Source organism: Paenibacillus sp. T2-29, from assembly GCF_052921365.1.
Genome location: NZ_JBREVE010000005.1, coordinates 388,731 through 402,594 on the forward strand (window position 1 = coordinate 388,731; position 13,864 = coordinate 402,594).

Sequence of the window (13,864 nt, forward strand, 5' to 3'; positions counted from 1 at the left end):
CCGAATATTATAGGCTTTCATAGAAGTGCTTCATCTCTTCAAACTCTTCCAGGTCCAGATCATCCGCGCCTACGTCTGTTGGTGTCAGTTCCTGACCGGAGTGATCCAGGCAATGACGGATGACATTTAACAGGTGAGTTTTAAAGCGAGAGAGAAGCTGCTTGATCGTGCACTCTTCGTATGCATTTCGGTCATAGGTTAGTCGGATGTTTAATTTTCCATCTTCCATTCGGCTGCTTATATAGAGAGCATAAAGTGAAGCGCTATTTGCAGCTTGGGAACCTGATGCCACCTCAGCTTCCAGCGGCGATGTTGAAAAATATACCGTTTCCGGGTCCACGGAGTCTATATAACGGAACCCGATTTCCGGATAACGAGAAATGCTGGAATTCGTTTGATTACTGACTTCGGTCAGATATTTTAATACACCGTAGCCCAGCCCCTGGTTGGGAACCTGTCGAATGGTCTCCTTCACACGTTTGAGCAGCATCGAAATATCATCTGCAGATTTGATGTCCAGTACAACTGGATACACGGACGTAAACTGCCCCACCGTTCTAGAGAAATCCAGCGAACTCTGTTCTCCCGGCTCTCGGACCGGCTTTTCCACGCAGAGCGCAATCCGTTCTAGTCCTGACCATTCGGATACTGTCTGACCTAGTACGGACAGCAGCACTTCATCTGGCACGGTGTTGTAGGCATGATTAACTTGTGTCATCAGTTGCCGGGTTTCGTCTGGTGATAATTGCAGGTGGAGCTGGTGTGTCGGTCTCTCCGATCCAGAATCCGTAATGACTCCATGGTCTTTGGGAAGCGTCCCCCACTCAGAGACCTCTATCTTGTTCCAATAATCCTGCTCCTTGAGCAGCTCTTTGCTATTCGCATAATGCTCTAGATGCTCTGCCCACGTTTGGTAAGCGTTCGTTTTGTACGGTAAGACAATCGTTTCCTTGTCCAGCGCTTGCCTGTAGCCTGTTTCCAGATCTTCCAGCAAAATATTCCATGAAATGGCGTCAGCCACTAGCGGGTCTATAGCAAGGAAAAGATGATCACCGCTACCCATTCGGAAAAGCCCTGCTCGAACTCGCGGTCCTTCAAACAGCCGCAGGCTGCTTTGAAGACGTTGACATTCAGCTGCCAATTGGCTGCGTGCTTCGCTTTCCGTTCCCGTTATCGACAGCACCTCCAAAGTCATTAGCTCCTCATTCAACTCTTTGTGAGTTTGCACAACTGATCCGTCAGCCTCTTGTAATAAGCCAAGGCGCAGAGCATCGTGGTGCTCTACAATTTTCTTCAATGCGGCACGCAAGGGCGGCTCTTCAAAGCCCGACTTTGCTAACAGTAGTACTGACGCTGTAGCAGGAAGTGCCTCGGATGCTGAACACCGTTCGAACCAATGGATTAGATGTCGTTGTATCGGTGTCAGTGGCGCCTCCCCATCTACTGGGCTTTGCTCAATCGGAAGGGCCAGTACTTCTGCATAGCCGCTCAGGATTTCAATGGACGGATGCTCCAATACGTGCCGGATATCCAGCGAATACCCGTGAAGACGCATACGCGCGATGACTTGAACGGCTTTAACAGAGTCGCCTCCGAGCAGGAAGAAGTTATCCTGAATGCCTACCTGATCGCGTCCCAAAACATCTTGCCATACGGCGGCCAAAGCCTCTTCCACATCATTTCGTGGCGCTGCATAGGCCACACCCGGCCGGGATAGCTCTTCAGGCTCTGGCAATGCTTTTCGATCAGTTTTGCCGTTCGGTGTCAACGGTATCTGATCCAGAAAAACCAAGTGAGACGGAACCGAGTAATAGGGAAGCAGTTTGGCAGCATGTTCATGAATGGCCGCCAAGCTAGGTGCTTCTTCTGTATTCAGTACAATGTAGGCACATAGTACGGATTCATGATTTTGGCTTTCATTGACAGTGACAATAGCCTCCTGAATTGCAGAATGGCTCATCAAGGCATGTTCAACCTCACCCAGCTCAATCCGGAATCCGCGTACTTTTACCTGATGATCGATTCGGCCGATAAACTCCAGGTTCCCATCTGCTTTCCAGCGAGCCAGGTCACCCGTTCTGTACATTCGTGTGCCTGTGGAGAATGGATTAACCACAAATTTTTCCGCCGTCAACTCCTCGCGGTTCCAATAGCCGCGGGCTAGCCCTTCCCCTGCAATGCATAGCTCGCCCGGTATGCCGATGGGTTGTAATCTATCCTGCGCATCTATGACATACATTTGCGTATTCGCGATAGGGCGCCCAATGTCGATCTGTTTGGCATGGGTAAGTTCCTGCACTGCCGACCAAACTGTTGTTTCCGTAGGTCCATACATGTTATAAATGCGGGGACCGTTCAATTTCTGCAATGCTTCCAGCAGCCTAGACGGAAGCGCTTCTCCCCCGACCATAATCTCCTGCACACCTTGCAGCGCACGGAAAGCTTCCTCATAGCCCAGCAGCAATTGCAGCCGGGATGGTGTCATTTGCAGCATGTCAACGTGGAGTGTAGTAATCAATTCGCCAAGTGTCTGAGGATCGACCTGATGATGACGATCGCCCAGCACGACGGTCATGCCGCCCAACAGGGGCAGAATCGTTTCCAAAACGAAAATGTCAAACGATATGGTAGTTAGCGATAAAATCGTTTTATTCGCTGCAAAGTCAATCACTTCACGCATCCCAGTGATAAAATTCAGCACCGAGCGATGCTGGAGCATCACTCCTTTCGGATTTCCGGTTGAGCCAGAGGTGTAGATAATGTAGGCTAAATGCTCCGGCTGAGTCGTAACTTCCAGATTGGTCTTTTCTCCTTGATATAATTCCTCATCTTCAATAAACAGGATGTTGGCGTTATAATGGTGTTCTCCTGCCAGATCGTGGCTGGTCAGGAGTACGGCAGCCTCACTGTCACTCAGCATATATTCGATACGGGCTGACGGATATTCAGGGTCGATAGGCACATAAGCACCACCTGCTTTTAGCACGGCAAGCAAGCCGATCATCATTTCCGCTGAACGCGGCGCCATCAAACCGACTAGCTTATCGGGTCCTACACCATTCGCTTGAAGCACCCGTGCCAGTGAGTTAGCACGTTCATTCAATTCCCGGTAGGTCAGACGCTGGTCTCCGAACACCAATGCTGTATGACTCGGCGTCTGTTCAACCTGCTTTTCAAACTGCCCGTGTACTGTCTCATTAAACGGGAAAGGTACGACGGTACGATTAAATACGGTTAGCTGTAATTGCTTCTCCTCATCTGAAATAATCGTAATATCGGCCAACCGCATCCCGGCATCCTGCGTTACTTTTTCCAAAATTCGTACAAAATGCTCTGCCAGCTGCCGGACGGTCTCCGGTTTAAACAGCTTTGTGCCATATTCTAAAGTGAAGGACAATCGTTCTTTTTCTTCGGTCACATGCAATGAAAAATCCACCTTGGATATGCCCGCGTTGAATTCCTCCGGTTTAAAACGAATACCTCCTGCTTCCACAACATCTGTGCCGACATTTTGCAAACTGAACATCGTATCGAATATCGGATTTCGACTTACATCGCGTACCAGCTCCAGCTTGTCTACAAGCTTATCAAACGGGTATTCCTGATGCTCCAGTGCCAGCAGCAAGTTTTGCTTAACCTCCTGCAAAAAGGATTGGAACGTTAAAGAAGATTGCGGCTGGTTACGAAGCACCAGCGTATTGACGAACATGCCAATCATCGCTTGCGTGTCTACATGCCGTCTTCCGGCAACAGGTGTACCTACGATGATGTCCTCTTGACCCGCATATTTGCCCAGCAGGACATTATAAGCCGCCAAAAGCACCATAAAGATCGTGGACTTTGTATCCTGGGCCAATTTATAGAGTCTGCTCGCTAGTTTGGATTCCAATGTGACGGTCAAGCTGTCACCTTCAAAGCTTTGTACTTGCGGACGTGGAAAGTCTGTTGGCATATTTAGAATAGGAAGCTCCCCATTCAAGTTCTGAAGCCAATATGATTCATGCGCTTTCCATGCCTCATCAGTTATTTGCTGCTTCTGCCAAGCAACAAAGTCTTTATAATGAAGCTGAATGTTCGCAAGTTGTCTACCCTGGTACCGTTGAATGATTTCATTAAGCAGTACAGCCATGGAAAAACCATCAGACACGATATGATGTATATCCACGAGCAGATTGAAGCCACCTTCGATAAATTCGAGCAGTTCGGCGCGGAATAAAGGAGCTGTTCCCAGCTGAAAAGGCTGAACAAACAAGGTCCTGGCCTGTTTTGCTTCTTCCTTGGAAATACGGGTATGCGGGATATCGAATGGAATGGTGTCCCGAACTTTTTGCACCACTTCCCCGTCTTCCAGATCGAAGTATGTCCGAAAAGATTCATGACGAGAAATAACTTCCTTAACGGCTTCAATGAAGCGGGGAACCTCCAGAGCTCCCTCTATGAAAAGCTGGCCAGGGACATGATAGGCCATTCCGGCTCCTAGCTGTTCAAGCACGTACATTCTCTTTTGGGCAAAAGATACCGGATAAAAGGCTTGTGTGTTCACAGCTACAATCGGTTCGTAGGCCCTCTTGCTCCCACCCGCAATATATGCAGTCAGATCAGCAATCGTTTGCAGCTCAAAAATGCGGCTAAGCGGAATGTGTACCCCCAATTCCTTACCGACTCTCGACAGAATAACCGTCGCTTTTAGCGAATCACCGCCCAGTTGAAAAAAGTTATCGTCATGGCTGATATCCGTTACATTCAGAACGTCCTTCCAAATGTCCACAAGTTGATCTTCCATACCTCGGTTCTCTGAAGCGATGCCTGTTTTAGCGAATACGCCTGCTTGTCCCGGTGCTGGCAAAGCCTGTAGATCAGGCTGGCCATTCGGCAGAAGAGGAATATGATCCATCAGAATCCAAAAACGGGGCTGCGTATAATCTGGAAGCATTTCAATTACAGCCTTTTTTAATGCGTCTGCTTCCCAAGGCTTCGATGCGTTTGCCACCACATAGGCGCTTATATATGAGACGATTCCAGTTTCGTCCGTTTGCGGTGTAATGACGCAGGACTCCAATTGGAAAACCTGCAGCAGGTGCTTCTCCAACTGCTCCAGATTAACCTGATGCCCGTGAATATGGATGACCCGATTCAAATTTCCGATATGCCGCAGCTTGCCATCGTTCTCTACATAAACCCATTCCTGGGTCGTTCCCAGCAGACCTGCTGCTGAGGCTTGATATGCCTCCCCTGCTGTCCCGACAGGCGCCAAATGCTTGTACGCATCAAGAACGCAAAGATAGTTCCCGGTGGCATCGGTATTCGCTGCCCATGCGGCTCGAAGTTGTTCGGTCTCCGACGCACGGAGTAACGTCAGCGCGGAAACGCGAGCCCCTTCTTCCTCTACAAGGGAATGCAGCAGATTCAGGAAATATCCTGACCAGGCCAAGATTATGTTTGGCTGAAAAAGATCTGCATTATAGTCAAAATCAAGACGTAATTGCTTCTGCGCCTCTGTCACGTTCAAAAACAACTCATATTTGCTGAATGATACCTCATGTTCAACGAGCTTCGTCTCCAGTTTATGGAATTGAAAACGCGGAATCGGTCGATCCATATTGAATACAGCCTTTATGACAGGCAAATGTTTTAGCCCCAGCTGAGCGAGTCCGGCAAAGCTGTACTTTTGATAGCTTTCCAGTTCATTCATGCGCTTTTTGACCGTGTGAGCATGCTCCATAAAAGTAGAATCAGGACGCACTTCGCTGATGACCGGAAGCAGGTTGACACAGTTGCCGATCAAAGAGAATGCGTCCATATGGGATTGTCCTGCGGTGGGAACCCCCACCGTTATTTCCCGTTGCCCTGTAAGGCGATGCAGAAAAATCTGAAAGGCGGATAACAGCGTTATAAAAAGACTGCTGCCAAGCTTTATGCTAGCGGACCTCAATTGTTTAACAAGCGGCGCCTCAAGAATTAGGGTATGTCTGCTTCCTCTAGAGGACAGAATCTGCATTCCCCTCACTGGAGATGGCAGCTGGAGGACAAGCTGCTGTTTTTCCAGCATCGCCGACCAAAAAGCCAACGCCTCTTCCTTTCCTGCTTTCAACTGGTCCTGCTGCCAAACCACATATTTCCGAAAAGGTATCGGTTCAGGAAGGTTGTAGTCAGCATGCCGGACAAGCGCAGAATAGATGTGTTCCAGTTCCTCAATAAATACACCGATTGACCAACCATCCGCGATAAAGTGATGGAACGTAAAGACACTCAGATGCTCCTCATCTGATATTTTTAGTAGGTGAATCCGGAATAGTGGCTCACCTGGTATCATGTTAAACGGGGTTTCGCTGTTCTTGATCATCCATGCCCGGAGATGCTGCTCCTGTTCATCGGGATGGTGAGTGGTAAAATCATAGAGCGGGACTTCCACTTTCATCTCAGGAGCGATCACCTGAGTTTCTCCATCTCCGCTCATATAGATATGTAAGGCTTCATGACGGTTTACAATGGTCTGGACAGCCTCGTTGAACGCCTGCTGCTGAAGCGTACCACGAAACCGCAACAAGGCGGTTTCGTGTAAAGATAGAGAATCGCCGCGTTCTGAAACAGAGGCGAACCAAAGCTGTTTTTGATCTGGCGTTAACGCAATAACAGTGTCTGCAGCTGAAGATTCTGCAGGTTCCATTATAGGCTGCCTGCCCGGCCCCGGGCTGTTCCCATTCGGGGGCGGGTCCGGTAAAAAGCCACCTTTGCGCAGCTCGTCCACGCTATCCTTGACGGCTTGTACGATTCTCGCTATATCTTCCTCGGTATGGGCCGTGGACATGAAGCAGTTGCGTCCTTCCCAAATATAGATGCCTTTGTCCAGCATGTGATAAAAGAACAACTCCAGATCGCCCTTGAGCACAAAGCGGAAAAGGGAGCCAAAGTGAACGATCTTCATAGGTACGTGTTCGTCAGTGAAATAGCTGTTTAGCTCCGCCGCTAACGCCGAGGTAAGGCTGTTCAAGCGATTTTGCAGCTGCTCGCCATTTTTCTCCAAATGGTTCAGCACCGCTAAAGATGCAGCCATGGCCAGCGGATGATGGCAGAAAGTTCCTGCGACAAAGGTTCGCTGCTGCTCATGCTGTGGATAGGAATCGTCCCCGAATCTCCATGTGCCTCCGTCAATCCCGTTCATAAAGGCGGCTTTTCCGGCAACGATCCCAATAGGTAGCCCACCGCCAATGATTTTACCGTAGGTCACGAGATCCGCATGTACTCCAAACCACGCTTGAGACCCTCCAGGCTGAATTCGAAAGCCTGTGATGACTTCATCAAAAATGAAGGCAGTGCCCGACTGTTCCGTAATCTGGCGAATTTCCTGTAAAAAAGTTTTGGGCTGAAAATCGGGTCGGCGGCTTTGCACCGGCTCCACCATGACCGCGGCCAATTCATGCGCATGAGTGCGAATATAATTCAGGGAATCGTCCGTCCCATAAGGAAGCACGACGACATCGTCTACCATATGCTGCAAGATGCCTGGAGCTAGAGGCGTCGAATGTTCCTTGTTGTCACCCGCACTCCCCAGTGCCAACACCCCGTCGAATGTACCGTGATACGAGCCAGCAAAAATGACGACTTTAGCTCGTCCTGTGGCAGCACGCGCCAAACGGAGCGCGACCATAACGGCCTCGGTGCCGGAATTATACATGGCAACCCGTTCCACCCCGGTCATCTTGCATATTCGCTCGGCCACCTGTCCGGCTATGTTGGACATGGGGCCGATACACATGCCGTGCTTCAGCTCTTCCTCAATTTTTTCACGAATAAAGGCCGGATTGTGCCCGAACAAATTTACGCCAAAGCCCATCGTCAAATCGACATATTCATTGCCATCCAAATCCCAGATTTTAGCCCCGTCTGCACGTTGGGATACAATTTGGTACACCATTTCCTTCAAAACAGGCCGAAAGCCAGCCACATTCCGGTTATTTGCGTATACGGAGCGGTATTGCTGAGTGTATTTTTTGGTGCTGCACGTACGGGCCGTGTAGCGCTCTATCAGCTCTTGCAGGTGTTGTTCCTGACGGAGTGAAAGCAATTCACTTGCTTTAACATCCAGCTTTTTATAGGGCGTATACGGCTTGGCTTCATGTCCTGCCTGCTTGGAAGCAGCCTTTACGGATGGAACTGGTGCTAATCCAGCCGCAACTTTCTGCTTCGGTTCAGTATGGATGATCTGCGTGCTTTCACTAATTCCCGATGGAGAGGCGCTTGTTTGAGGGCTTAATGACTCGGAAGCTATTACGGATGTAGCCGGCTGATGCTGGAGAATGTCAAGCTGCTGTGACATCAGATGCAGCTGTTGCTGCACAATTCGCTCTACAGCCGTAGGAGCTGTAGCGATTGGAAAGTTTGGAGCCCGTGTGGGTCCAGCCGGAACGGCGGATTTAAGAGTCGGTTGGCTTAACGGAAAAGCTGCATGATGAAACTGTTTCAGCGTTGCTTCTGGACGATTTTCCATAGACTGACCCGGGAGTTCAACAGAAGTAGAAATGCTCGCCCGTTCGGCTACGTAGCTGGCCAACCGTTCCAGCGTGGTCAACGATTCGAAAAATTCGTTCATTGGAATGTCCAGTCCGAAGGTATCCTTGATACTGTGGCGAACCTGGGACAAATTAATGGAATCCAACCCAAGCTCGAGAAAATGTGTCTGCGGCTCCAGTTCTTCCAGGCTGAGCTGGGACACGTTACCGATCATTTTCGCTAGCTTTAGAAGTATAGATGATTTATGCTGATCATCGGCAGCAGATGCTGGCGCTGAATACTCGTTCCCCATCATTCCAGACTCCTTTACTGTTGAGTTTTCATGAACTGACGTTTTCTGTTCCGCTCGAACCTGTTCAGGCACGTTAATCCAGCATCTTTTCCGTTCGAATGGATACGTAGGCAGAGAAACCTTTTTATAACGCTTACCTGCATAGAGGGCATTCCAATTGATCTGCGCTCCTTGCACATACTTGGCAGACAGCTGCTCCAGGGATTGGAGCGTGTCCAAGCTTCCAGTGACCATCTCTGCGCTGCCTATGCTATCCGCTATTCTAGTGTATACACCTTCGACGACTCTGCCTTGTTCATGCAACTGAAGCACCTTCGCTTTTAACGCATCCGCTCCTGCAGCAGTCACAGCAATCCGGTGATTCAGATGGCTTCTGCCTGTGTTAGCCGTATAGCATACATCCTCCATCACGATCTCTTCCACGCGCCCGAACTGTTCTGCGTATCGTCCGACCAACTGGCGCAAAGAGGATTCACTCCGCGCCGACAGGGTCAACAGCAGCGGTGATGATTTATTGTTGCTGCCCGTTGGACTTGGATCTGGTTTTGTCTTCTCTATATACTCCTCCAGCACCACATGGCAGTTCGTCCCACTGAATCCAAAGGAACTCACCCCGCTTCTTCTCGGGAATCCGTCCGTCCTCCATTCCCTCAGCTTCGTATTGGCATATACCGGGGATTCCTCAAAATGAATCTTCTGGTTTGGTGTGCGAAAATGAACAAGCGGCGCAATTTGCTGGTGCCTCATGGACAGCACGGATTTGATCAAGCCCGCAATCCCGGCGGCTTCGTATAAATGACCGATATTCGTTTTGACCGTGCTGATCGCCGCAAACTGCTTACGCTGTGTATGCTTGCGGAAAGCCTTGGTAATGCCGTCAATCTCAACCGGATCGCCCAATTTGGTTCCGGTTCCATGCGCTTCGATATAGCTGATCGTTTCAGGATCAGTCCGTGCATCGCGCCACGCCTGCAAAATGACTTCTGCCTGAGCCAGCGCATTAGGCGCGGAAATACCAATCGTGCTGCCGTCCTGATTGATGGCGCTACCCTTGATCACGGCTAAAATGTGGTCGCCGTCTTGTTCCGCTTTGCGCAGCGGTTTCAGGAAAACAGCACCAACTCCTTCACCCCAGCCTGTTCCGTCCGACTGGTCGTCGAAGGCGCGTGCCCGATCATCGGAGGATTCCATGCCAATACCGGCTTTCAGCGGCAGCAAAATCGTTTTCACTCCACCTGCCAAGGCCATGTCGCAGTCTCCATTAAGGATGGACTTGCAGGCCAAATGCACTGCCACGAGTGAAGAAGAGCATGCTGTATCAATTGTTACTGCCGGACCTTTCAGATCGAGCAAGTATGCAATCCGGCTGGAAATAATGGACGGTAAATTACCAATGGCAAAGTTCGGCAGCGCGCCTGGTTCTACCTCGGACAACAAACGCACATATTCAAAGCTGGTCTTGGAGAAGCCGACATATACACCGACCTTTTGGCCCGCCAGTTGTTTTCCTCCATACCCTGCATCCTCAATCGTGCTCCAGGCTGTTTCTAGAAATAACCGTTGGTTCGGGTCCATGAGCGAAGCCTCTCTTGGAGTCAGTTTAAAGAAGGAGTAATCGAACTTGTCTACTTCATCCAGATAACCGCCTTCTGCAATTTGCATATTCCGTCCTTCCGTATTCAGACGCGAAAGAAAAGCTTCGGCATCTTTTCTTCTTTCGTCGCTGTACGGGCCGATATTATCAGCGCCTGATGCTACATTCGCCCAAAACTGCTCCAATGTTTCCGCTTGAGGAAACCTGCCTGACATGCCGATGATGGCGATATCTCGGACATTTGCTTCTTCCTTGGCTTTGGACTCTGCTGTTGCAGTTGCATCTCCGCTTAGATTTTGACTGGAGATATACGCAGCCAGCTTGGCGATGGTCGGATAGGAAAAGAAGTCCGTCACCTCAATATGAATCCCTAATTGATCCTCCAATTGGTCCACAATTTGAACAAGCTGCAAGGAAGTTACTCCGATATCAAAGTAGCTGTCGTCTGTCCCGATCGACTTTATATTTAAAATATCCTGGCATATTCCAATCAGCTTCTTCTCTACTTCTCCTTGAGGCAAGACCGCACGCTCAGCTGATTGTGTGACCCGAACAGCCTCGGCCAGTGCTGTCAATATTTCATCAAATTCGCCCTGCTCATAACTCTGGGCTAATTTGAAGCGCTGAACCTTTCCACTGGTTGTTTTAGGTATACGCCGGATCGGAACCACCTTGTGAATATGCCAGCCTCCCCGGTAATTCAGATGGCTTTTCAGCTTTTGGGCAAGCGGTACAAAATGCTCTATTTTTTTTGCGTGCATTACAAAGGCTATAATACGATCCTGCCTCGTTTGCTTATCATGTACACCGCACACAGCTACTTTTCCAAGTTCCACACCATCCAGTTCCTCGGCGATTCTCTCAATATCATGTGGGTAGACATTCTGTCCGTTCACAAAAATGATATCCTTGGCTCTACCGGTAATAGTCAGGCGTCCGTTTCGCATAAACCCTAAATCTCCAGTAATAAGCCAGCCATCCTCCGTTATAACCTTTGCGGTAGCTTCTGGATTGTTATAATATCCGGATGTAACATTTTTGCCGCGGATTTGCGTGTATCCAATCACCCCATCATCAAGCACCTGGTTTTGTTCATCACAAATACGGACAGAGGTATTAGCCAATGGATAACCCAAATCCAAAAAAGTAAGACACCGCTTGTCAGACTTGTCCACTTCTTCTACAGGCTCACCAACGTGTAACTGGTGTCGGTTCAAATGAATGGGAATAAAAGTGTTTTTGTCCAGAGGCGGAGAGGAAACACCTACACTCGCTTCTGCCAGCCCGTAGACGGGTAACATGGCATTTTTATTCAAACCATGAACACTCATTGCATCCATAAACACATGACAAAGCTCTACAGATATTGGCTCAGCTCCATTTAAAATCATACGAACACTCGTCAAATCCCAGTTAGCTGCTGTTTCAGGTTTATACTGATCGAGAAAAAATTTATATCCAAAATTGGGAGAGCATATTTGAGTAACCTTATGCTCCGATACTTTTTTCAGCCACAAAGACGGACGCCTGATAAAAAGTGCCGTCGGCATAATCAGCTGTTTGGCATTAGCAATCACACAGGTTAAATGAAATGCGATCAATCCCAGGTCATGCGTAAGCGGCATCCAGCCCAAATAAGCATCCTTGGAGCTCATGTCTGTTTGATTTGCAATATCCCGGATATTGTAAACTAGATTTTCATGCGTCAGCATGACTCCTTTGGGATCGCCTGTAGAACCCGAGGAGAATTGGATAAAAGCTAGCTCCTCCGGTTTCGATACATGAACTACACCTTTATTCTGAGTGGAATAATCGAATCTATGGCTTGAAAAAGTCGCTTTTTTAACCGGCTCAAAGGAATCCAGCAGCTCGTGCTCTTGCGCGTATTTTTCAAGCTGCTCTAATACCTTGTCATCTGCAACCATATATGGGCGGGAGAGTGTGTTCCAGATTTTAAACAATTTCATTTTATGCTCATCATTATTCCCTATGCTTACAGGTACAGGAACGATTCCACCAATCAGGCAACCCCAAAATACATTCAAAAAGTTATGGTTGTCGTCGATCTGTATGATCAGCTCATCGCCGGGTTTTACTCCTTGTTCCTGTAATTCATAAAGCACCTGTAATGCTTGCTCCAGAAGTTTCCTGTAGGATACGTATTCCTCTTGTTTATCACCGGAAATAAAAATGATTCCGTTCTCATCCCGGCTTGCACGGTCCTGAATGATTTCAATTAAGGTTTTAAACTGCTCCATCCTGATCCCTCCTCAATTGCTCTAGCATTGCTTTCCGCTCTCCTTCGGAGACCTGTTTCGTTTGCAACACAAGGCAAATACACTCCAGTATTTCCTGTCTTTGCTCAGAAGCAGGAGGCGAACTGCTGCCTGATTCCAAGTTTCGCAGTAATTTTTCCAGTCTGCGCACAGGTAAAATAACACCCTTCCGATACTCATCTTCATTCCAATTGGCGTTGGGAGTAGACACTGCTAGTGACAGGGAACAGGCAATCCAATCACGGATCGAGAAACGGCGGCCCAGTTCAAAGCGATCCAAGTCTCTGTCCAAGGACAGCACTTCGATATTAGGGCTTATTTCCCTCACTAAATTTTTCAGCACTGTTCGTGGACCTAACTCGATGCCTTGTTTTACGCCATGATTCATCATATATTGCACGGTTTGAATCCATCGAACCGGGTGAGTCATTTGCAAAATCAATCCTTGGCGTATGCTGTCAAGATCGCGGTATGGCTGAGCGGTCACATTGGAGATCACGGGCCACTTCGCTTCATTTAAAGTGTACTTTTGCAGCTCTGCGGCCAGTCTGTCCGCAGCAGGCTGCATAAGCGGACTATGAAAAGGGCCGCTGACCTGCAACCGCGTAATTTGGGCTCCTCGCTGTTCTAACTCGCCAGCTGCCAAAGCGACAGAGGTATGATGACCTGAAACGACGTATTGGCTACGTGAATTGTAACATGCAATGGCTGCAGGCTGATCGACTGTGGAGTACAAACGACAGCATTCTTCCACTTCGCCCAGCTCAGCTCCGCGAATGGCAATCATGCTGCCCAGCTTTGTCATTGCGGCTTCTTCCATAAAGCGTCCCCGCTCTTGGACTAATCGTAAAGCGTCTCCAAAGGACAGAACACCGCTGCTTACCAGCGCTGAATATTCACCTAGGCTATGACCAGCTGAAAATTCAGGGATAATTCCGATTTCATGCATATAACGCCGGAATGCAATGACACTGATCGTGAGAAGTGCGGGCTGCGTATAGAATGTTCTGGATAGCTTGGTCATCGGACCTGCTATGCATAAAGCTTTCAGATCATATCCCAAAATATCAGCAGCCTCTTCGAATAAGCGATCCGCTTCTGCAAAGCCGCTATGCCATGTAGCCCCCATTCCTACATACTGAGATCCTTGTCCAGGAAAAACCAAAGCCATACGATTCATATCAAACCCCT

The 13,864-nt window shown here is 48.8% G+C and carries 2 protein-coding genes; both read right to left on the reverse strand.

The window, feature by feature from the left end; all coding sequences use genetic code 11:
* Window positions 1-7: 7 nt before the first annotated feature.
* A complete protein-coding gene (locus tag ACU1JV_RS17010; RefSeq protein WP_446724605.1) occupies window positions 8-12,655 on the reverse strand; it encodes an amino acid adenylation domain-containing protein in 12,648 nt (4,215 codons plus the stop codon).
* Complete coding sequence (gene fabD, locus ACU1JV_RS17015) at window positions 12,642-13,853, reverse strand: ACP S-malonyltransferase (RefSeq protein ID WP_264217878.1); 1,212 nt, start codon at window positions 13,851-13,853, stop codon at window positions 12,642-12,644. The genes ACU1JV_RS17010 and fabD overlap by 14 nt, the downstream gene beginning before the upstream one ends.
* Between the last annotated feature and the right edge of the window lie 11 nt (window positions 13,854-13,864).